The organism is Deltaproteobacteria bacterium (assembly GCA_035063765.1).
In the GTDB taxonomy this organism is placed as follows: Bacteria; Myxococcota_A; UBA9160; order UBA9160; family PR03; genus CAADGG01.
Genome location: JAPSFT010000004.1, coordinates 84,518 through 104,807 on the forward strand (window position 1 = coordinate 84,518; position 20,290 = coordinate 104,807).

A 20,290-nucleotide genomic window follows, 5' to 3' on the forward strand; every position below is an offset into this window, starting at 1 on the left:
ATGGACAGGACGCTGCGCCGCCGGGCGGGCTTCTCGCTCGTCGAGCTGATGATCGCGGTCGGGATCCTGGTGGTCGTGGTAGCCGCCGTGATGCAGAGCTTCGTCGTGCAGAACAAGGCCTACACCGTGACCGACCAGGTCGTCGAGGCGCAGCAGAGCCTGCGTGCGGTGGCCTGGCTTCTGGAGCGCGACGCCCGCATGACGGGCTTCCTGGTCCCCGAGGCGGCGGCGGTGTGCGCGGTGGACAACGTGGCGCTCCCGGACAAGGTCTGGTTCACGGACGCCGACGCGCTCGATCCCGACGGCCAGACCCGCCCGGCGCTCGGCGCCGAGGTCACGGGCTACGGCGAGAACCCGGGCCCCGACGGGCTCACCGTCGACAACATCATCCTAGACGATACCGGGATCGGCTCGAGCGGCTTCTACGACCGCGACGGAGACGGCACCGGGGACTCGGACTTCGTCGAGAAGCACGGCGTCATCCTGGTGGACGTGGACGATCCGGCCCGGGGCGTCGCCTGCGGCGTCGTGAGCTCGATCGCCGGCAACGTGGTCAACGTCGACTTCGAGAACGCGATCGACGCGGGCGACGGCGACCGCCTGATCCTGGTGCCCGCCCACGTCTACGAAGTGGTCACGTTCGGGGTCGACGAGCCCCAGCTGCTCCGCAACGGGGAGCTGATCGCGACGGGCGTCGAGGACCTCCAGGTCGCCTTCTTCTTCGACATGAACCGGGACGGCGTGATCGACGGCGTAGCCTCCGCCAACGGCGAGATGCCGGGCGAAGCCGGCGGCGACGTCTACGCAGCGAACGGGTACGACAACCGCGACCTGCGCGAGATCCGGCTCAACCTGGTGACGCGCACGCGGATGGACGACGTCGCGAACGACGAGGGCCGACACCAGACCCGCGAGAACCGGGTCGCGTCGGGCCCCGGCGACGGCTACCGGCGCCGCGTCCACAGCTCCACGGTGAAGCTCCGCAACGTGGGATATCGGGGGACCTCGACATGAGCCAGCGAAGGCTTCGGCGCGAGAGCGGCAGCGCCCTGATCGTGACCGTGCTGCTCCTGGTGCTGCTCGGCATCGTCGGCCTCGCGGCGCTCGACACGGTGCAGCGAGACCAGCAGGTCGCCGGCTTCCAGAACCGCTCGCGGCTCGCCTTCTATGCCGCCGAGGCGGGGGTCGCCGACGCCAAGAACCGCCTGCGGGACGTGTGGAGCACGGATGCCACGGTTGCCTTCCCGGACAGCAGCACACCCGTGGTGATGGGGGACAGTTCGCTCTTCCCGCACGGCCAGCCCAGCTACTACGCCGATCCGCTCGCAGCAGCGGGCATCGAGTACCTGGACGCGGGGGCCCCGAGCGTCGGGGGAGGCCACGACCAGCGCCTCGGGGGCTCGTCGCGCGTCAACACGCTCTGGCGCATCCGCGTCGAGGGCACCGCGCCCGGCGGCACGACCTCGCGCCTCGAAGTCGTCGCCACGCGCGAGCTCGACAGCGGCTACTGAGCCGTGTGCGTGGATGGATCCAACCGGAGGGGATGGGAGACAGGTATGGAACGCCGATCGCTCGGACTCCTCGCTGTGGCCGCCCTGCTGGCGAGCCTCGCCGTATCCCCGGCGCGGGCCCAGGACGACACCGACCTCTTCACGGTCGCCGTGCCGCCCAACGTCCTGCTCGTGATGGACAACTCCGGCTCGATGAACCAGATCGTCTGGCACCCGGACTTCGACCCGGAGGCTCCGACGAGCTGCAACTACTACACGTCGGAACAGCAGTGGGGCCCCTCCAGCTTCGACGCTTCCTACGCGCGAACCCGGACCGTCTGCGGCACGACGCGCTCCTACTACGCCGATCCCGAGGTCTTCGCCGCGGGCAACGCCATGCGCTTCGATCCCGTGTACCTGAACTGGATCCACTCGCTGCCGAACGGAGACCCGCGCCTCGCCGAGCTCGCTTCGACCAGCAACGGCACCTACTCGGCGTGCCTCCAGGCCCAGGGCTACACGACCTATTCCAAGTACCGCCGCGCGCGCGTGACGGCCGGCAAGGACGTGCTTCGCGAGGTGATCTGCAACGTCAACCAGGCCGGCGAGGTGCGCTTCGGCCTGGCCCAGTTCCGGCTGCCGGGCGGCAGCGGCGACCCGAACGGCGGCTACGTGCGGATCCCGATCAACGACTACGACGCGGCGCCCTACACCCTGAACGGTGCCACGCGCACCCACGGGGCACACCTGGACGTCGCCATCGACGCGCTCGAGGGCGTGAGCTGGACGCCGCTCGGGGAGACGCTCTTCCAGGCCTACACCTACTTCATGAGCCGCGTCGACAGCGAGCTTCCCGACGGCGCGAGCGGCACCTTCCCGCGCTACCGCTATCGCACCAGCACCAGCAGCAACGGCGGGCGCGGCACCTCCACGACCTCCGAGGTCCCGATCAGCCCGGTGCAGTACGCCTGCCAGAAGAACTTCGTGATCATGATCACGGACGGTGAGCCCACCAAGGACGACTTCGACACCAATGCGAACACGGGCGACTACACGAACTACGGCTTCGGCAGCTTCACGTCCCTGATCGGAGACTACAACGGCGACGGGGAGACCGAGATCGGCGGCTGGGCGTGCAACGGGGGCAACGAGTGCGCCCTCTACCTCGACGACATTGCGAAGTGGATGCACGACCACGACTTCCGCCCCGATCTCGACGGCAACCAGGCGATCGACGTCTACACGGTGGGCTTCAGCACCACCGACTACGCGAACGACCTGCTGGCGCGAACCGCCGCCGCGGGCGGCGGCCTCTTCTACGCCAGCAACAACGCGGAGGAGCTCGCGGCGGCGATCACCGGAGCGGTCACCGACATCATCGGGAAGTCCCAGTCCTTCACGGCCGCGACGGTTCCCGCGACACGGACGTCCGACGGCGGCAACATCTACACGAGCCTCTTCGAGCCTTCCGACCAGGCCTTCTGGAAGGGCCAGCTGAAGCTGTTCCAGATGACCTCCGAGGGCGACATCCTCGATGCCAACGGCGCGTGCGCGCTTCTCAACCCCACGCCGCCCGGCGAGTGCAAGGGCGGGCAGGTCGCACCGGCCGCGGTCCCGTTCTGGGACGCCGGCGAGGAGATCCCGGATCCCGACAGCCGTACCCTCTACACCTCCTTCCCGGGGCTCGGGCGGATCCCGTTCACGCCGGCCGGGATCTCGATGACCGCGCTTGGCTCGGCGCTGGACCCCAGCGACGACCTGGTCCTCGCGGACATCCCGTCGTACCCGGGGAGCGGCGTCGGCTCCGTCGTCGACCTGAAGGACGCGATCGTCCAGAACCTGCGCGGTTGTGAGATGGGGACGGGGATCCTGACCATCTCCTGCGTGCGGCGCCCCTGGCTGCTCGGCGACATCTTCCACTCGAACCCGCTGGTGGTCGGGCGCCCGCGCTCGTTCATCAACGAGGGGTCGTACCGGAACTTCGCCGCGACCTTCGCCACGCGCGACAACGTGGTCTACGCCGGCGCCAACGACGGCTTCCTGCACGCCTTCCACGCGGGCGCCTGGCAGCCCACAGCGACGCCGCCGGGCTACGACCGCGGCACGGGCGAGGAGCTCTTCGGCTTCATGCCCTGGCCCGTTCGGGCGAACACCCGGTACCTGCCGATCGACACCGGCGCGCGCGACTACTACGGAGTGGACGGCTCGCCCTCGGCGGCGGACGTGTGGTTCTACGCGAGCGCGACGCAGACCACCAAGGACCCGTCCGGCTCCGAGTGGCGCACCGTCGTGGCCGGCGGCCTCCGCCAGGGCGGTCGAGCCTACTACGCCCTCGACGTCACCGACCCGAGCGCGGCGGCGTATCCGACCTACCTGTGGGAGTTCCCGGCCGAGAACGCGAGCGCGGCCGAGCGCGACGCGATCGGCGAGACCTGGGGCCAGCCCATCATCACGAAGGTCCAGGTCGACATCGGCGGCCAGCCCTACGAGCGCTGGGTGGCGATCGTGAGCGGTGGCTATCACCCGACGAGCGACCCGAACGACGCGCTCAACTACGACCCGAACGCGACCGCTGGACGGGGGATCTACATCCTCGACATCGAGACCGGAGCGGTGCTGGGCGAGAAGAAGTTCGTCCCGACCGAGACCGACGGCCGCGAGGAGATGCTCTACGCGATGGCGGCCACGCCGTCGGTGTTCGACACGGATCACGACGGCTTCGCCGACGTGATCTACGTCGGGGACCTGGGTGGCAACGTCTGGAAGTGGGTGATCAAATGGGAGGCCAGCGGCAACCACCTGGCCGACGCCGTGAACAGCGCGGCCGACGTGTCGCAGCCGACCACGAAGTTCAGGCGCTGGTTCGCCGCCCAGGCGACCGCCAGCTCGTCGCTGGGCGTCACGGTCGGGGCGACCACCTACTACAAGAGCATCTTCTTCTCGCCCTCGGGAGCCTTCGCGCTGAACCGCTTCTGGCTGGCCTTCGGCACCGGCGAACGCGCGCTGCTGAGCCGCCAGCACGACGGGACTACCGACGCCGAGAACAACCGCTTCTACTCCGTGAAGGACGAGGACCCGCTGGACCGGCGGTCGACGCCGATCCCGATGCTCACCGAGGAGGATCTCCTCGACCAGAGCACCGACGCAACGTGTCCGAACCTCTCGGCGGAGAGCGGGTTCTTCTTCCGGGTGGCCGACGACGAGAAGTTCGTCACCGACACCGACATCTTCGGCTACTGGGTGATCACCTCCACCTTCTCGGCCTCGGGCTCGAGCGACCCGTGCAGCGCCGGTGGTGATGCGAGCCTGTACGTCTTCAAGGTGTACTGCGGCGAGGGCTTCTACTACGACAGCTCCACCTACTCCGAAGGCTCGGGGAGCCTCCCCGGTGGCGGTCCCGGAGCCGGCGGCGGCGGCACCGACCCGAGTCTGCCGGACTACGGAGACCCGGCGTCGCGGCGCCTCGAGCTCGACGCCGGCATGCCGACCGATCCGCGCGTCACGGTGAGCCCGGACGGCACCCGCGTGGTGGTCACGCAACAGGATGGCGAGATCGAGAACGTGGAAGGCCCGCCGGGCGGTGGCGGGGCGCCTGGCCAGCTCTACTGGCGCGAGGTGGCCCAGTGAGGAGGAAGGGAGGCGTGATGCGACGGATCGCAACGACGATCGCCGGGCTGGCGCTGGCAAGCGCGCTCAACGCGTGGCCGGTGGACGCCGAAGAGGTCTCGGGCAACGCGGTGCTCGGCGAGGTGCACCTGGCCGAGGGTGCCGTGGTCCTGGACGGGGATCGCTACACGGTGAGCGACACGACGCGGCTCGAGAACGAGCAGGGCGGGGACCTGACGCTGGCCGAGCTTCCGAGCCTGGCCGGTGGGGCCTCGGCCGACGAGGCTGCCGTCTGGTTCGAGGCGGACGAGCCGACCCGCGACGGGACGCGGCGCCTGCGCCATCTGCGGCTCACGGGTGCGGTGCCGAGGTAGCCGGCCCGCGCGCCGCAGGGAGGGAGTCATGAAGGGAGCCACCATCACGCGCTGGGTCGCCTGCACGGCGTCCGCCGCGCTCCTGGCCGCATGCGGCGGCGAGGTGCCGGCGCCGAGCGGCCGCTCGCTCTCGGCCCCGGTGACGGCGGCGGCGGCCACCGACAACCGGGCCCCGCGGATCGCGCGCGTAACCCTCGATCCCGCCGCGCCCCACGCCGGCGACGACGTCGTGGCGCGCGTCGAGGCGCTCGACCCGGACGGCGATGCCGTCGAGCTGCAGTTCGCGTGGACGGTCGGGGGCCGGCGCGTCGCCGGACGTGGTGCGAGCCTGCAGGTGCCTGCGCAGGCGGGCAAGGGCGTCGCGATCGAGGTGGAGGTCACGGCGCACGACGGGCGCACCGGCAGCGAGCCGATGAGCGCCTTCGCACGGGTGGGCAATCGTCCCCCGGAGCTCCTCGGTGCGCACATCGAGCCGGTCGAGAAGGTCAAGATCGGCACCGAGCTGGTCGCGGTGGCCGACGCCCGCGACGGGGACGGCGACGCCGTCGACTTCCGCTACCGCTGGCGCGTGAACGGCAGCCCGGTGGAGGGCGCCGAGGGTGAGCGCTTCGCAACGACCGGGCTCGAGCGCGGTGACCAGGTGCAGGTACGGACGACCGCAAGCGACGGCGAGGCGGAGACCGCGCCGCTCGACAGCGCGCCGGTCGTGCTGGGCAACTCCGCGCCCTCGATCACGTCGACGCCGGGGGGTGTCAGCGCCGATGGAAGCTTCCAGTACGCCCTGCAGGCGAGCGATCCCGACGGCGACCGCAACCTGCGCTACGAGCTCGCGCAGGGGCCCGAGGGGGCGAGCGTCGATCCCCTGCTCGGCGAGCTCCGCTGGTCGGCAACCCGGGACGACGCCGGAACCCACGTCTTCGAGGTCGTCGTGAAGGACGGGCACGGCGGCGAGGCCCGGCAACGCTTCGAGGTCGTGGTGCGCGAGCTGCCGAAGGCCCGGCCCACCGCGGCCGGCGGCGAGGCCGAGGAGCCGGTCGCCTCGATCGAGTAGCCCCGGAGCTCCGATGCGCTCCGCCCGCCCGCGCTCGCGCGCTCGCGGATGCCGACTGCCGGTAACCCTCTCTCAGCCGCGGATCCCGTACTCCTTGAGCTTGTAGAGCAGGGCGCGGTGGCTGATCTCGAGCACGCGCGCGGCGTGGGTGCGGTTGCCCGCCGTCGCGCGCAGCGCCGCGCGGATCGCCTCGATCTCGGCGGCGCGCCGCGCCCGCCGCAGCGAGAGGTCCTGGCCGACGCCGGCCTCGGCCGCGGGATCGGGGTGCACGACGTTGGTCGGGAGCTCCTGCGCCGTCACGCGGTCCCCGCGCGCCAGGATCACCGCGCGCTCGATCACGTTCTCGAGCTCGCGGACGTTCCCGGGCCAGGGGTGGGCGACGAGCCGCGCGAGCGCGTCGTCGGCGATCGCGTGCACGGGGCGGCCGAGCCCGCGGCGGAAGCGCTCGAGGAAGTGGTCGACGAGCAGCGGCACGTCCTCGCGCCGCTCGCGCAGCGCCGGAACGTGGACGCGGAGCACGTTGAGGCGGTAGAAGAGGTCCTCGCGAAAGCGGCCCGCGGCGACCTCGGCCTCGAGGTCGCGGGCGGTGGCGGCGATCACCCGCACGTCGACGCGTCGCGCCTTCGACTCGCCGAGCGGCCGCACCTCCTCCTCCTGCAGGACGCGCAGGAGCTTCACCTGGAGCGCGAGCGGCAGCTCGCCCACCTCGTCGAGGAAGAGCGAGCCGCCGTCGGCCTCCTGGAACAGGCCGCGCCGCGCCCGGTCGGCGCCGGTGAAGGCGCCCTTGGCGTGGCCGAAGAGCTCCGACTCGAGGAGCGGCTCGGGGATCGCGCCGCAGTTCACGGCGACGAAGGCCTCGTCGCGGCGCGGCGACTGGGCGTGCAGCGCGCGTGCGAGCACCTCCTTCCCGGTGCCGCTCTCTCCCGTCAGCAGAACGGTGGCCTTGAACTCGGCGGCGCGCTCGATCAGCTCGAGCACCTCGATCATGCCCGGCGACGCGGCGACGATCGGCCGCTCGCCGAGCGAGCGCTCGACCTCCCGGCGCAGGAGGCGGCTCTCGCGCCGCAGGCGCTCGCGCTCCCCGGCCTTGCGGATCGCGAGCAGCGCCTCACCGGGCTGGAAGGGCTTGGCGAGGTAGTCGTAGGCACCGCGGCGCATCGCCTCGAGCGCGGTCTCGTCGCTGGCCCAGGCCGACATCAGGATCACGGTTGCATCGGATCGCCGGCGCACCAGCTCGGGGACCAGCTCGAGGCCGCCGATCCCGGGCATGCGCAGATCACACAGGACGATGTCGGGGGCCACCTCGTCGAGCTGGGACAGGGCGCGCTCGCCGTCGGCGGCGACGGCGACCTCGAAGCCCTCCGCACCCAACACCAGGGCGAGGCTGTCCCGGAGGGATTCGTCGTCGTCCACGATCAGAACCCGCCGTGACACCCGCCTCTCTTCGGCCGACCCGCGGCCCACGCTGAGATCGACGCCGTCCCGGGTCGCCCCGGGGGTGGGGCCTGGCCTGGCAGCCCGGGAGCGTTCCGGCGGCAAGGCTGCCTCAAGTGTCGTTTCGGCCGGACCGATAGTCCCCATCGGCGTGCCGCTCCGACCGTGGGGGACTGATTCGGTCGGGGTGGCAGGGGAGGACCCGAGGGTGCCGCGCAACAACGTCCAGCGTACGCGCGAAGCACTGATGATGAGCAAGGCGGAGCTGGCCCGAAAGGCGGGCCTCTCCACCTTGACGATCGATCGCGTCGAGGCGGGGCGCCCGTGCCGGCTCGACACCAAGCGAAAGATCCTCCTGGCTCTCGGCAAGCGGGTCTCGGACAAGGACGAGATCTTCAGCGCCGAGGCAGGAGCAGGGGCCCCCCCGCTCTCGATCACCGCCGTCTCGGAAGGCGATCACGCCCACTAGCTCTTGGGGCGCGAGGAGAGGGGTCCGTGCAGATCGTTCCGCGACTTCGCTCGAAGTCCATCGTCGGTCTCGACATCGGCTCGTCCTGCGTGAAGGCCGTCGAGGTCGTCCCGCGCGGGGACGGCTTCGAGCTGGCGCACCTCGGGATCGCGCCGCTCCCGCACGACGCGATCGTCGACGGGGCCTTCCTCAACTCCGGCGCGATCGCCGACGCGATCCGCGAGGCGCTCGGAAAGTCGGGCAGCAAGGCCAAGCACGTGGCCGCGGCGGTGTCGGGCCACTCGGTGATCGTCAAGAAGATCTCGGTGCCGGCCATGACGGTGGAGGAGCTCGAGGAGAGCATCCGCTGGGAGGCCGAGCAGTACATCCCCTTCGACGTCAACGAGGTGAACCTCGACTTCGAGGTGATCCAGCACGGCGATGCCGACCGGCCGATGGAGGTGCTGCTGGTCGCCGCCAAGCGCGACCTGATCGACGACTACGTGAACCTGATCGGCGAGGCCGGACTCACGCCCTCGGTGATCGACGTGGCCGGCTTCGCCGTGGAGAACGCCTTCGAGGCCAACTACGAGCCGGGCCCGGAGGACGTGGTCGCGGTGATCAACATCGGGGCCCAGGTCACCAACATCAACGTGGTGTCGGGCGGGGTGCCCGCCTTCACCCGTGACGTCTCCACGGGTGGCAACCAGTACACCGCCGAAATCCAGCGCGCGCTCTCGATCAGCTTCGACGAGGCCGAGCGGATCAAGATCGGCGAGCCGTCGGCGCGCGAGAGCCAGGACGTCGTGCCCCAGGAGGTCGAGCAGGCGATGCGCTCGGTCACCAACAACCTGGTGGGCGAGATCGCGCGCTCGCTCGACTTCTTCTCGGCGACCGCTGCCGACACCCGGATCCAGCGCCTGGTGCTGGCCGGCGGGTCGGCGCGGGTGCCTGGCATCGACACGGTGTTCCGCGAGCGGACGGGGCTCTCGGTCGAGATCCTGAACCCGCTCCACAAGATGATGCCGTCGAACCGCTTCGATCCCGAGTTCCTGGCCCAGGTCGGGCCGTCGCTCGGGGTGGGTGTCGGCCTGGCGCTGCGGAGGGTGGACGAGTCGTGATCCGCATCAACCTTCTCCCCGTTCGCGAAGCGCGCCGCAAGGCGGGCGTGCGCCAGCAGATGATGCTGCTGGCCGCGAGCCTGGTCGGCGCGGTGCTCCTGGCCGGTGTCGTCCAGGTCTGGATGATGGGCCGCATCTCGGCGACGCGCGGGCGCGTGGCGGCGCTCGAGAAGCAGCTCGAGCAGTTCAAGCCGCAGCAGGAGCAGGTGGCCAAGTTCAAGGCCAAGAAGGCCGAGATCGAGCAGAAGCTCGCGGTGATCGAGAACCTCGAGCGCTCGCGCTCCGGCCCGGTCCACATCATGGACGAGCTGGCCTCGCACATTCCCGAACGGGTCTGGCTGAACGACCTGAACGCCGACAACGGCCAGATCGCGCTCGGCGGCATGAGCCTCGACAACGAGCTGGTCGCGCTCTTCCTGCGGGCGCTCGACGACTCGCCGTACTTCGCGCGGGTGGAGCTCGAGTCGACCGAGCTGAAGCTGGTCGACTCGCTCAAGCTCAACACCTTCCAGATCCGTGCGGCGCTCGAGTCGCCCGACCAGCCCTACGGCGAGCAGGCGCCGGCGGCGGCCGCGCCCGCCAAGGGCCAGCCGGCCAGGAAGCCCCCGGGCCGCGGCGCCGCCGCGGCGGCGCAGTAGGAGGAGCCGGGTCATGAACCTCGGACTCGACCAGATCACGACCAGGCTCGAGGCCTTCACCAAGCTGCCGCGGGCCTACCGGATGGCCGCCATTCCGGTCCTGTGCGCCCTCGTGCTCGGCCTCTACGGCTTCCTGCTCTACAAGCCGGCCAGTGCCTCGCTGGAGCAGGTCGCGGCCAAGGAGCGCAATCTCCAGCGCCAGGTGAGCGAGGTCCGCGCGATCGTCGCCAACCTGGCGGCCTTTGAGCAGGAGCTCTCCGACCTCGAGCAGAAGCTCAAGCTCGCGCTGCGCCAGCTGCCGGACAGCAAGGAGCTGCCGGTGCTGCTCACCGACATCTCGAGCCTGGGCAAGGACGCGGGCCTCGAGTTCAAGCTCTTCAAGCCGAAGGCGGAGGTCGTGCGCGACTTCTACGCCGAGGTCCCGATCGAGATCGAGTTCAGCGGCAGCTACCACGACATCGCGCGCTTCTTCGACAAGGTCTCGAAGCTGCCGCGGATCGTGAACGTGAACCGTATGGTGATGAAGCTCGCCGATGCCGATACCCAGTCGACGGTGCTGAACGTGAGCGGCGAGGCGACCACGTTCCGGTTCATCGAGCAGCCGGCGGCGCCCGCCCAGCCGGGTGCGCATCCGGCGGGCAAGGCGCCGCGGGCCGCTTCGGCCGCCCGGCCGCAGGGGGGACGCTCGTGAAGGCATGGGTCCTCGGAGGACTGCTCGCTGCGCTCGTGCTCGGGCCCGGCTGCTCGCGCGAGAACGCGAACGCGCCGACGGTCCAGGACTACGAGCAGAAGCGGGCCGAGCTGATGAAGCGCTCGAAGGGCCAGGTGGTGCAGCAGCGCGCTGCCAAGCCCGGCGAGCCGGCCGCGCCGCAGGAGGGGCTCGTCGCCGCCGCCGGCGACTACACCTATGTCGCAGCGCCGGGCCGCCGCGACCCGTTCCGGTCCTTCATCGAGGACCAGAAGCAGCGGCTCGCGAAGACGGAGCGCGGGCCGCTCGAGCAGTTCGACCTGAGCCAGCTCACGGTCGTCGCCGTGGTGTGGGGGACCGGCCGTCCCCGCGCGCTCGTCGAGGACCCGTCGGGCCGGGGCTACGTCGTCCAGGTGGGCACGCCGATCGGCAAGAACGACGGCTCGGTCACCAGCATCAGCGACAACGCCGTCACGGTCCGCGAGACCTACGTGGACTATCTGGGTGCGCAGACCCAGAAGGAAATCGAGATGCGCACTCGTTCGACGACCCAGGGAGGGTGAGGTCCGATGTTCGCCACCGTTCGCGTTCGCTATCGCATGATCGCCGCAGCCAGCGCCTTTGCTGCGCTGTGGCTCGGCCACGCGTCCGGAGCGGCTACGCCCTCCGCGACGCCCGATGACGCCGGCGCACCGGCCGTCTCGGCCGCTCCGGCGGCCGCGGCGGGCAGCGCCGCCAAGACCCTGCTCGCGGTGCGCGCCGAGGCGACGCCGCAGGGCATGCTCGTCCACCTCGACGCGGACGGCGCGCTCCAGGGGGTCGAGAGCTTCACGCTGAGCCAGCCGGCCCGGCTGGTGCTCGACCTGCCCGGCGTGCAGAGCCAGGTCGCCGAGCAGGTGGTCCGGGTCGAGTCCGGCCCCGTCGAACGGATCCGGGTCGGCCAGCACCAGGGCAAGGTCCGGATCGTGCTCGACGCCGGCGACGACGCCGGGGCCTTCGCGGGCCACCGGCTCGAGTCGCTGGCGGGGGGCATGGTCGTGGCCCTCGGTGGGGCCGCTCCGCAGCCCGCGAGCGCGGCACCGGCCACCGGCGGAACGGCGAGCGGGACCGAGGGCGGCGCCTCCTCGACGGCGGCAGTGCCCGCGACGGGCGGCGCCACCGTGCGCCAGGTCGCCTACGCCAGGGCCGAGGACGTGGATCGCGTCGTGGTGTCGGCCGACCGCGCCGTCGACTACCAGGTGATGCGCCCCGACCCGAAGACGCTGATGCTCGTCGTGCCGGGCGCCACGCTTGCGCCCGACGCGGCCACCCGCGTGGCGCCGGAGGGCAAGGGCCCCGTCGCGCTGGTCAGCGCATTCCAGCAGCCCGACGCGAAGACGCCCGAGGTCCGGATCGTCGTCGAGCGCGCCGCGGGCCTCGAGCCCCAGGTGAGCCGCGACGGCCACGACATCGTGCTCGCCTTCGAGCACGGGCAGGCCGCGGCGGCGCTGCCGGTGAACGCCGGTGACAAGGCCGGGAAGAAGACGGCGGCGGCCCCGGCGCCCGCGGCGGCCAAGGCCGTGGCGGCCGCGTCGCTGCCGGCCAACGCGGCCGAGCCCTCGGCGGCGGCCGTCGAGGGCGGCGTCGAGCCGATCGACCAGCTCGACGAGGGCGGCCTGCTCGACGGCAAGGAGTACGTCGGGCGCCGCATCAGCCTCGACTTCAAGGACGTGGACATCCGCGACGTGCTGCGCCTCATCGCGGACGTCTCCGACCTCAACATCATCGCCGGTGACGAGGTGACCGGGAACGTGACCATCCGCCTCGTCGACGTGCCGTGGGACCAGGCGCTCGACGTGATCCTGCTGACCAAGGGCCTCGGCTTCGTGCGGGTGGGCAACGTGCTCCGGATCGCACCGGCCGAGATGCTCAAGGCCGAGGAGGAGGCGCGCCTGCAGGAGCGCCGGGCCAAGGAGAAGCTCGAGGACCTGATCGTGAAGCTCCAGCCCGTGAACTACGCCAAGGTCGGCGAGGTGGCGAAGCTGGTGAAGCGGCTCCTCACCGCCCGCGGCACCGTGGACGTGGACGAGCGCACCAACACGATCATCATCAAGGACATCCCGGGCGTGATCGACGAGGCCACCGCGCTGGTCAAGGCGATCGACTCCCAGACGCCGCAGGTGATGATCGAGGCGCGCATCGTCGAGGCATCGCTCGATTTCTCGAAGGAGATCGGCACCGAGTGGGGCTTCGGGACCCAGCCGGACGAGGACGAGGACGACTTCACGATCGGCGGAATGCGCCCGATCACCTCGCAGGACAGCCAGTTCCCCTTCAACCAGGCCAACAACGCCGTCGTGACCAACCCGATCACGCTGAACCCGGCCGGCCTCATGAACCTGGGCGCCTTCCTGCTCGACGACCGCGTCAACGTGGACGTCCGCATCGCGGCGGCCGAGCTCAACGGCGAGGGCAAGGTGATCTCGAGCCCGCGCGTCGTGACCCTCGACAACCGGGAGGCGCTGATCGAGCAGGGTGTCTCGATCCCGTTCCAGACCTTCGAGAACGGCGACGCCCAGCTCGAGTTCATCGACGCCGTGCTCTCGCTCAAGGTGACGCCGCACATCACCGCCGACCGCAGCATCATCATGGCGGTCGAGGTGACGCGCAACGCGCCCGACGAGAGCATCGACACGCCGACCGGCTCGCCGGCGATCGCGAAGAACCAGGCCAAGACCGAGACGCTGGTCAAGGACGGCCAGACCCTGGTCCTGGGCGGGATCTACGTGATCGAGAAGTCGGAGAGCTCGCAGCGCGTGCCGGGCTTCTGGAAGCTCCCGGTGATCGGGAACGCCTTCCGGAACTTCGACAACGAGGACTCGCGGCGCGAGCTGCTGATCTTCGTGACGCCCTCGGTGGTGATGCAGGCCGGCGCCGTCGGCGGCTGATCCACCCTCCGGTCCACGCGACCGGAGCAAGACCCGAGGCGGGGCGGACGGCAGTCCGCCCCGCCTCTCGTTTCTTATACTGGCGCGCCATGTCGGGGGCGACGATCTGGCTGGTGGGCGCGATGGGCGCCGGGAAGTCGGCGGTGGGCGCACGCCTGGCCGAGCGCCTCGGCCTCGCCTTCGCGGATGCGGACCTCGAGGTGGAGCGCACGGCCGGCGCGCGGATCCCGGAGATCTTCGCGCGCGAGGGCGAGGCGGGCTTCCGCGCGCGCGAGCGGCGTGCGATCGAGGCGCTGGCAGGAAGCGCGGTCGTGGTGGCGCTCGGCGGCGGGGCCATCGCCCAGCCCGGCGCGCCCGAGCGGCTTGCCGCGAGCGGCACGGTCGTCTGGCTGCGCGCGCGCCCCGAGACCCTCGCGGCCCGGATCGGCGACGCCGCCGGGCGCCCGCTGCTGGCGGGCCTCGACGCGCACGGGCGCCGCGCGCGGCTGCGGGCGTTGCTCGCAGAGCGCTCGCCCTGCTATGCGACGGCGACGATCGCCGTCGACACCGACGGGCTCGCGCCCGGCGCCGTCGCGGCCCGGATCGCAGCCTTGCTGCAGGGACGGCCGGAGGGAGCGGAGCGGATGGAAGGGGCGGCCACGGCACGCACGGTCCGGGTGGAGCTCGGCGCGCGGAGCTACGAGATCCACCTGGGGTTCGAGACGCTCGACCAGGCCGGGCCCGCGATCGCCGCCTGCACGAAGGCGCGCCGCGCGGCGATCGTGACCGTGCCCGAGGTGGGCCGGCGCTACGCGCCGCGGCTCGAGCGGAGCCTGCGGGAGGCCGGCCTCCGGGTGCGCCGGCTCCTGGTCCCCGACGGCGAGCGCGCCAAGAGCTTCACCTGGGCCCAGCGGCTCTACGGCGCCCTCCTCGACTTCGAGGCCGACCGCGGCACCGTCGTGGTCGCGCTCGGGGGCGGCGTCGTCGGCGATCTCGCCGGCTTCGTCGCCGCCACCTGGATGCGGGGCGTGCCCTTCGTCCAGGTGCCGACGACGCTCCTCGCGATGGCCGACGCCAGCGTCGGCGGGAAGGTGGCGGTGGACCTGCCGCGCGGGAAGAACCTGGTGGGGGCCTTCCACCAGCCCCGCGTGGTCTGGATGGACCTTGCGACCCTGCGCAGCCTGCCGCTCCGCCAGCGCGCCGCGGGCCTGGCCGAGATGATCAAGCACGGCGCGATCCGGGACGCGGCCCTCTTCGAGCGCTTCGAGCGCGACGTGGAGGGCGTCCTCGCCCTCGAGCCCGCGCCGACGCTCGACCTCCTCGCCCGCTCCTGCGCGATCAAGGCGGAGATCGTGAGCCAGGACGAGCGCGAGGCGGGCCTGCGCATGCTCCTCAACTTCGGGCACACCCTGGCCCACGCCGTCGAGACCCTGAGCGGGTACCGGCGGATCCTGCACGGCGAGGCGGTGGCGCTCGGGATGGCGTTCGCGGCGCGCCGCTCGGAGTCGCTGGGCCACGCCCCCGCCGGGACCGCCGATCGCCTGGAGGCCCTGCTCGAGCGGGCCGGCCTTCCCACCCGGCCGCCGGCCTTCCCGCGCCGGGCTTATCTCTCGGCGCTGCGTGTCGATAAGAAGCGCACGGACGCGCACGTCCGCTTCGTCGTCTTGCGCGGGATCGGCCGGGCCGACACCGTCCCGCTGACGCCCGCCGAGATCCTGCCGAGGGATTTCGGCGCGCGTGCGGTGGGGAGGGGCCGGGCCGGTTCGGAGCAAGGGCCCGCGCGGCGGCGACGAAGGTGAGGAGGCCGGACTTGGAGCAGGCGGAGGCCCTGGAGGGCCCGGGACACGCCGGCGTCGTCGACGCCGCGCTGGTGGCGCGCGCCCTGGCGCTGCTCGACCGGGGGCTCACCGCCGACGCGCGCGCGCTGCTCGCCGGCGCCCTCGACGACGGCGCTGCGGCTCCGGGTGGCGAGCCGGAGGCGCGCGCGGCCGCCGAAGCGGCCTTCGTCCGCCTGCACGACACCGAGCTCGAGAGCGCCTTCGACGACGCGCACCCCGAGACCGACGCGATGATCGACGCCGACGGGATCGCCTTCGAGGCGATCCTGCGCGCGCGGCTCGACGAGCCCGAGAGCGTGCCGCTGCCGTCACCGGATTCGCCCTTCCACACCCGCACGATGGCGGACCTGCTCGAGCGCCAGGGCGACCTCGAGAGCGCGCACGTGATCCGCTCGGCGCTCGGCGCCGCGCCCGCGCTCGCTTCCGCCGACCCCGCGCGGGATGTCGATGCGGCGGCGCGCGCACGAACCATCCAGACCCTCGAGCGCTGGCTCGCCCGGCTGCGAGGAGGAAACGCATGAACTTCGAGCCCGTCCTGCGCAGGATGATCGACGGCGTGCCGGGTGCGATCGGCATCGCGCTGATGGGGAGCGACGGGATCCCGATCGCCGAGCACTACGCACCCGAGGCGGGTGCTGCCGCGGCCGACGGCGAGGTGGCGGCCGCCGGCGTCGAGTTCGGGCGCATCCTCGACGAGATCCGCAAGGCCTCCGACGCGATCGCGGGCGGCCGCCTCGACGAGGCGGTGATCGGCCTCGGCCGCTTCTGGCTGCTGTTCCGGGTCGTGGACGAGGAGCTCTTCGTGGTGGCGGCGCTCGAGCCGCGCGGGAACCTCGGCAAGGCCCGCTTCCTGATGCGCCGCCACCTCCTCGAGCTGCAGCAGGAGCTGTAGGCGCCGCGCGCGCCCGCCGAGCCCCACCCCCTGCCGGCCGCCCGCACCGGGGCCGCCGCAGCGCTGCGCGGCCGGCGCCGCCGCATCGGCGCGCAGCCGCCCGTGCAACCCGGCGCCGCCGCAGGGGGACGGGGCGCCTCAAGAGCCCCACCGGGCGGCCGATACGTCGCCAGAGGGGAGCGCCCCGCCCGGCGAGGATCCAGAGGGGGTCGCCGACGACCCGTGAGGTGGCGCGGGCGGGGGGCCATTGCCGGGCTGCGGCCGAAGCCCCGCGACGAGGACCAGTGGCGGCGATCAACAAGCGGAAGATCCTCGAGTCGGCGCAGCGCCACCTCCAGAAGGGCGCGCTCGACAAGGCGCTGGCCGACTACCAGACGGTCCTCCAGGCCGATCCTCGCGACACCAACGTGCGTCTGAAGGTCGGCGACCTGCTGCAGAAGGCGGGCCGCAACGACGAGGCGATCTCGGCCTACCTGAAGGTCGCCGACCAGTTCCAGCGCGACGGCTTCGACGCCAAGGCGGTCGCGCTCTACAAGCAGGTCACCAAGATCGACAGCAAGCGGCACGACGTCTACGTGCCGCTCGCCGACCTCTACCAGCGACTCGGGTTGATGTCGGAGGCGATGGCCGCGCTGCAGACCGCCGCCCAGGCCTGCCAGCGCGACGGCCGCAAGCGCGAGGCGCTCGACCTGCTGCGACGGATGGCGAGCCTCGATCCCGCCAACGTCACGAGCCGGCTCAAGGTGGCCGAGCTGCTCGAGCAGGAGGGGCTCGGCGACGAGGCGATGGCCGAGTTCCGCGAGGCCGCGAGCGAGCTCGAGCGCCAGGGCGACTGGGAGGCGCGCGCAGGGGTGCTCGAGCGGATGGTCGAGCTGCGGCCGGAGCGCGTCGAGGAGCTCGAAGCGCTCGCCAACACCTGGCTCGAGCACGGCCAGCCGCGCCGGGCGCACGCCTTCGCCCAGAAGCTCGTCGAGGCCGACCCCGCGCGGCCCGACTCGCACGAGCTGCTGGCGCGGGTGCTCTCCGGCCTCGGCCAGGAGGAGCTCGCGATCGACGCCTTCCGCCAGTGCGCGGAGGCGTGGCGCGAGCGCGGCGAGGAGGGCCGGGCGCGCGAGATCCTGCAGCGCCACCTGCCGCCGCAGGACTTCGCGGCGCTGACCAGTGCCACCCCGTCGCCCGTGACGGCGACGGCGGGCGGCACGGCTGCCGCGGCGGAGCTCTTCGGCGCCGCCGGCGAACTCGGCTCCGAGCCGGCGGCGGGCGAAGGGGTCTTCGGGAGCGAGCCCATCGAGGTTGGTGGGGACGGTGTCGTGGAGCTCGGCGGCGACGCGCCTGCCTTCGCGGGCGACCTGCCGCTCGCGGGCGGCGGGGCCGATCTCGGTGGCGAGCCCGAGCCGGCGCCCGCGCCCGCAGCGCCGGCGAAGCCGGCGCAGGCCGCGCCGTCCGCCCCGTCCTCGCCGGCCCCCCGCGCGGCCGAGCCCGCGCCCGAGGGCGACGTCGAGCAGCTCCTGGCGGAAGCAGCGGTCTACGCGCGCTACGGGAAGCACGAGCGGGCGCTCGCCTGTCTCGAGGCCGCGCTCGCACAGGAGCCGGCGCACGGCGCAGCGCTCGAGCAGCTCGGGGACGTGCAGGCCGCCGCGGGCGCTCCGGAGCGTGCCGTCGAGGCCTGGACCCGCGCGGCGGAGCAGGCCGGCGAGGCACGCGACGCCGCGCGCTTCGCCCTGCTGCGCGCGCGCATCGAGGGTCTCGATCCCGCCGCCGCCGCGGCCCTGCACGCGCCGCTGCCCGCGGGCGCCGCGGCGCCGACGGTCCTCTTCGATCTGGGCCAGACGGGCGGCGTTGACGAGGCGGAGGAGGCGCCCGCCGGCGAGCTCGACGACATCGAGATCGACGTCGACGACGTGTCGCTGGACGGCGGCGAGCACGAGCCCGCCCCCGGATCGACCGGCGCCGGCGCCGCGGAGCTCGAGCTCGATCTCGACGACGGCAGCCTGGCGGCCGTGGAGCCGGCGGGCGCGCCTGCGCACGCAGCGGCCGTGGCGCCGGAGCCCGACCTCGACCTCGATCTCGACGACCGCTCCGAGCCCGCGCCGGCCCCGGACGATGCGGCGGGCGAGGTCGAGGACGAGATCGTGTTCGACGGCGAGGACGCTGCGGCTTCGCTGCCGGTCCCGGACGACACGGAGCCGCCCGCGGCACGCGAGCAGACCTGGGAGCTGCCCGAAGAGGAGCTCGCAACCGCGCCGCCGCACCTGCCCCGGAGCGACGCCGCCGCGGACGTCGATCCAGCCGTACGATCCGAAGTGCCTCCGGGCGAGCTGTCGGCGTCGGCGGCACAGCACATCCAGGAGGACCTCGAGGAGGCGGGCTTCTACTTCGACCAGGGCCTGCTGGCCGAGGCCGAGGCCGTCTACCGCCGGATCCTCGCGCGCGCGCCGAGCCATCCGGGCGCGCTGCTCCGGCTCGGCGAGATCGCCGTGCAGCGCGGCGGCCCGATCGCGGTTCCGGCGCCGCTCCCCGTCGCTCCCGAGCCCGCCGCGCCCGCGGTGGCACGCGAGGACGCGCTCGAGGTCGAGCCTCCCGACGCGCTCGACCTGACGGCGCCTGCGCTCGACGAGGACGAATGGCCGGGCGAGGTCGCGCCGCCGGTGGAGGCGGAGGACTCGACCGCCAACGTGCTCGCGAGCGGGCCGGATGCGAGCCTCGACGACACCACGCTGCGTCCGACGCCGGCACCCGCGTTCGCCGTCGCGCCCGCCCCGGAGGCGCCGGTCGCACCCGCTGCGCCGGCGCCCGTCGCCGTCGCGGCGGCGCCGCGAGCCTCCGAGGAGCCGGAGCTCACCGCGCCCGACCTCCCGCAGGACGACGAGACCGGGGGCGCCGCCTTCGACCTGGCGGCCGAGCTCTCCGAGGCGCTCGCCGATGCGACTCCGAGCGCCGGCGCCGGCACCGACGACGAGGGCTTCAGCTCGCTCTTCCGCGAGTTCAAGCGCGGCGTCTCGCAGACGCTCGGCGAGGGCGACGTCGAGACCCACTTCGACCTCGGCATCGCCTACCGCGAGATGGGCCTGCTCGAGGATGCGATCGGCGAGTTCCGCCACGCACTGGGCTCGCCCGTGCGGCGCCTCGACGCGCTCCAGCTGATGGGCCTGTGCGCGATCGACCTGGGCCGCGGGCAGGACGCCGTCGGCCACCTGGAGCAGGCGCTCGCCTCGCCTGACGTGCCGTCCGAGCGCGAGGCGCCACTGCGCTACGAGCTGGGGCGCGCCTACCAGATCCTGCCCGACCGCGTTCGGGCGCTCGACGCCTTCCATCGCGTGCAGCAGCTCGAGCCCGGCTTCCAGGACGTCGCCGAGCGGGTGGCCGCCCTCGAGCGCGGCTCCGCAGCCGAGCCCGAGGCGGAGCCTGCGGAGTCGGTCGAGGCCTTCGAGTCCTTCGACGACCTCGTGGCCGAGGCCGCCGAGGACGCGCCGGCGGCACCCCGCTACGAGAGCTTCGACGACGTGGTCGCGGAGGCGAACCACGAGGACGAGGAGGTCTCCGCCGAGCTCGAGGAGGCGTCGCCGTCCGAGGAGGGCGAGGGGACGGAGCTGCCCGACAGCGGCGCCGGCGGATCTCCGGACGACGGCGGAGCCGCGCTCGAGCGCGAGACCGAGGCGGCCTTCCTGGACGCCACGCTCGCGGGCGTCGAGGTCGCCGAGCCGGAATCCGGTCCGGCACCCGAGCACGCACCCGAACCCCAAACCGTGGAGCCTGTCGCTCCGGTGCAGCGGCGCCGGCGCAAGGTCTCCTTCTTCTGAGGTC

16 protein-coding genes are annotated in these 20,290 nt (G+C 72.6%); 15 read left to right on the top strand and 1 reads right to left on the bottom strand.

Going from position 1 to position 20,290, the window contains the following annotated elements; translation table 11 throughout:
• The 5 genes from OZ948_02930 to OZ948_02950 are packed head-to-tail and all read left to right on the top strand — an operon-like array spanning position 1 to position 6,521.
• Positions 1-1,014 (top strand): PilW family protein, encoded by a 1,014-nt coding sequence (locus OZ948_02930; protein MEB2343673.1) that lies wholly within the window; start codon positions 1-3, stop codon positions 1,012-1,014.
• Positions 1,011-1,511: a hypothetical protein gene (locus OZ948_02935; protein MEB2343674.1), complete on the top strand. Its 501-nt coding sequence runs from the start codon at positions 1,011-1,013 to the stop codon at positions 1,509-1,511. Before OZ948_02930 ends, OZ948_02935 begins: the two co-directional genes overlap by 4 nt.
• A gap of 45 nt (positions 1,512-1,556) precedes the next feature.
• The gene (locus OZ948_02940; protein ID MEB2343675.1) at positions 1,557-5,117 is read left to right on the top strand and encodes a PilC/PilY family type IV pilus protein; all 3,561 of its coding nucleotides are present in this window, start codon (positions 1,557-1,559) and stop codon (positions 5,115-5,117) included.
• A 17-nt stretch (positions 5,118-5,134) separates the two neighbouring features.
• Positions 5,135-5,470: a hypothetical protein gene (locus tag OZ948_02945; protein MEB2343676.1), complete on the top strand. Its 336-nt coding sequence runs from the start codon at positions 5,135-5,137 to the stop codon at positions 5,468-5,470.
• A 28-nt stretch (positions 5,471-5,498) separates the two neighbouring features.
• A complete protein-coding gene (locus OZ948_02950) occupies positions 5,499-6,521 on the top strand; it encodes an Ig-like domain-containing protein (GenBank protein ID MEB2343677.1) in 1,023 nt (340 codons plus the stop codon).
• A gap of 72 nt (positions 6,522-6,593) precedes the next feature.
• Here the strand turns inward: OZ948_02950 and OZ948_02955 are convergent, their stop codons facing one another.
• Positions 6,594-7,955: a sigma-54 dependent transcriptional regulator gene (locus OZ948_02955; GenBank protein MEB2343678.1), complete on the bottom strand. Its 1,362-nt coding sequence runs from the start codon at positions 7,953-7,955 to the stop codon at positions 6,594-6,596.
• A gap of 247 nt (positions 7,956-8,202) precedes the next feature.
• Here OZ948_02955 and OZ948_02960 point away from each other — a divergent pair, with 247 nt between their 5' ends.
• The 10 genes from OZ948_02960 to OZ948_03005 all read left to right on the top strand — a co-directional run bounded on the left by OZ948_02960 (position 8,203) and on the right by OZ948_03005 (position 20,286).
• Positions 8,203-8,424 (top strand): helix-turn-helix transcriptional regulator, encoded by a 222-nt coding sequence (locus tag OZ948_02960; GenBank protein MEB2343679.1) that lies wholly within the window; start codon positions 8,203-8,205, stop codon positions 8,422-8,424.
• A 26-nt stretch (positions 8,425-8,450) separates the two neighbouring features.
• Positions 8,451-9,524, top strand: coding sequence for a type IV pilus assembly protein PilM (gene pilM / locus OZ948_02965; protein ID MEB2343680.1), 1,074 nt, complete (start codon positions 8,451-8,453; stop codon positions 9,522-9,524).
• Complete coding sequence (locus OZ948_02970) at positions 9,521-10,162, top strand: PilN domain-containing protein (GenBank protein ID MEB2343681.1); 642 nt, start codon at positions 9,521-9,523, stop codon at positions 10,160-10,162. Before pilM ends, OZ948_02970 begins: the two co-directional genes overlap by 4 nt.
• A 13-nt stretch (positions 10,163-10,175) precedes the next feature.
• Entirely contained in the window at positions 10,176-10,853 is a 678-nt protein-coding gene (locus OZ948_02975; protein ID MEB2343682.1) for a type 4a pilus biogenesis protein PilO, read from the top strand.
• A complete protein-coding gene (locus OZ948_02980; GenBank protein MEB2343683.1) occupies positions 10,850-11,413 on the top strand; it encodes a pilus assembly protein PilP in 564 nt (187 codons plus the stop codon). The genes OZ948_02975 and OZ948_02980 overlap by 4 nt, the downstream gene beginning before the upstream one ends.
• 6 nt (positions 11,414-11,419) lie before the next feature.
• Complete coding sequence (pilQ, locus tag OZ948_02985) at positions 11,420-13,777, top strand: type IV pilus secretin PilQ (protein ID MEB2343684.1); 2,358 nt, start codon at positions 11,420-11,422, stop codon at positions 13,775-13,777.
• An 89-nt stretch (positions 13,778-13,866) separates the two neighbouring features.
• A complete protein-coding gene (aroB, locus tag OZ948_02990) occupies positions 13,867-15,555 on the top strand; it encodes a 3-dehydroquinate synthase (protein ID MEB2343685.1) in 1,689 nt (562 codons plus the stop codon).
• An 11-nt stretch (positions 15,556-15,566) separates the two neighbouring features.
• Positions 15,567-16,115 carry a hypothetical protein gene (locus tag OZ948_02995; GenBank protein ID MEB2343686.1) on the top strand — a complete coding sequence of 183 codons (549 nt, stop codon included), beginning with the start codon at positions 15,567-15,569 and terminating at the stop codon, positions 16,113-16,115.
• Positions 16,112-16,486 carry a hypothetical protein gene (locus OZ948_03000; GenBank protein MEB2343687.1) on the top strand — a complete coding sequence of 125 codons (375 nt, stop codon included), beginning with the start codon at positions 16,112-16,114 and terminating at the stop codon, positions 16,484-16,486. Before OZ948_02995 ends, OZ948_03000 begins: the two co-directional genes overlap by 4 nt.
• Positions 16,487-16,770: 284 nt before the next feature.
• Complete coding sequence (locus tag OZ948_03005) at positions 16,771-20,286, top strand: tetratricopeptide repeat protein (protein ID MEB2343688.1); 3,516 nt, start codon at positions 16,771-16,773, stop codon at positions 20,284-20,286.
• The last annotated feature ends 4 nt before the right edge of the window (positions 20,287-20,290 follow it).

Excerpts from the sequence above, each read along its gene's own strand:
- OZ948_03000 (MEB2343687.1), top strand. The coding sequence starts at position 16,112 with ATGAACTTCGAGCCCGTCCTGCGCAGGATGATCGACGGCGTGCCGGGT.
- aroB (MEB2343685.1), top strand. The coding sequence starts at position 13,867 with ATGTCGGGGGCGACGATCTGGCTGGTGGGCGCGATGGGCGCCGGGAAG.
- OZ948_02960 (MEB2343679.1), top strand. The coding sequence starts at position 8,203 with ATGATGAGCAAGGCGGAGCTGGCCCGAAAGGCGGGCCTCTCCACCTTG.
- OZ948_02935 (MEB2343674.1), top strand. The coding sequence starts at position 1,011 with ATGAGCCAGCGAAGGCTTCGGCGCGAGAGCGGCAGCGCCCTGATCGTG.
- OZ948_02950 (MEB2343677.1), top strand. The coding sequence starts at position 5,499 with ATGAAGGGAGCCACCATCACGCGCTGGGTCGCCTGCACGGCGTCCGCC.
- OZ948_02975 (MEB2343682.1), top strand. The coding sequence starts at position 10,176 with ATGAACCTCGGACTCGACCAGATCACGACCAGGCTCGAGGCCTTCACC.
- pilQ (MEB2343684.1), top strand. The coding sequence starts at position 11,420 with ATGTTCGCCACCGTTCGCGTTCGCTATCGCATGATCGCCGCAGCCAGC.
- OZ948_02945 (MEB2343676.1), top strand. The coding sequence starts at position 5,135 with ATGCGACGGATCGCAACGACGATCGCCGGGCTGGCGCTGGCAAGCGCG.
- OZ948_02940 (MEB2343675.1), top strand. The coding sequence starts at position 1,557 with ATGGAACGCCGATCGCTCGGACTCCTCGCTGTGGCCGCCCTGCTGGCG.
- OZ948_02930 (MEB2343673.1), top strand. The coding sequence starts at position 1 with ATGGACAGGACGCTGCGCCGCCGGGCGGGCTTCTCGCTCGTCGAGCTG.